The sequence below is a fragment of the Oleiphilus sp. HI0128 genome (genome assembly GCF_001635365.1).
This window is the reverse complement of the sequence record NZ_LWGG01000498.1, coordinates 1-295: the sequence shown is the minus strand read 5'-3', so window position 1 is coordinate 295 and position 295 is coordinate 1. Positions and strand designations below refer to the sequence as shown.

The 295-nt window shown below is 41.4% G+C and carries 1 protein-coding gene and 1 pseudogene; both read left to right on the top strand.

Going from position 1 to position 295, the window contains the following annotated elements:
- A pseudogene (locus A3763_RS27445) lies at positions 1-138 on the top strand (erythrose-4-phosphate dehydrogenase); the annotation flags it as partial.
- 36 nt (positions 139-174) lie between these two features.
- A partial coding sequence (pgk, locus tag A3763_RS26740) for a phosphoglycerate kinase (protein ID WP_082880397.1) occupies positions 175-295 on the top strand: 121 nt, incomplete at its 3' end.

The following is a 295-nucleotide window of genomic DNA, read 5'->3' as shown; positions in this document are numbered from 1 at the left end:
ACTCACTCAACAATTGTTGATGGTAGTCAGACAAGAGTGAGTGGCGGACGTTTGATCAAGGTTTTGACTTGGTTTGATAATGAATGGGCATACGCAAACCGTATGCTCGATGTTGCTAGATATTGGCTTGCAAAGTGACTTTTTGCAGGGCCGCAATGTTATATGGGAGATTATATGTCTGTTCTTAAAATGATGGATCTCGACCTTAAAGGAAAGAGGGTTTTGATTCGCGAAGATTTGAATGTTCCAGTTAAAGATGGAAAGGTAACGAGTGATGCACGTATTCGAGCGTCAT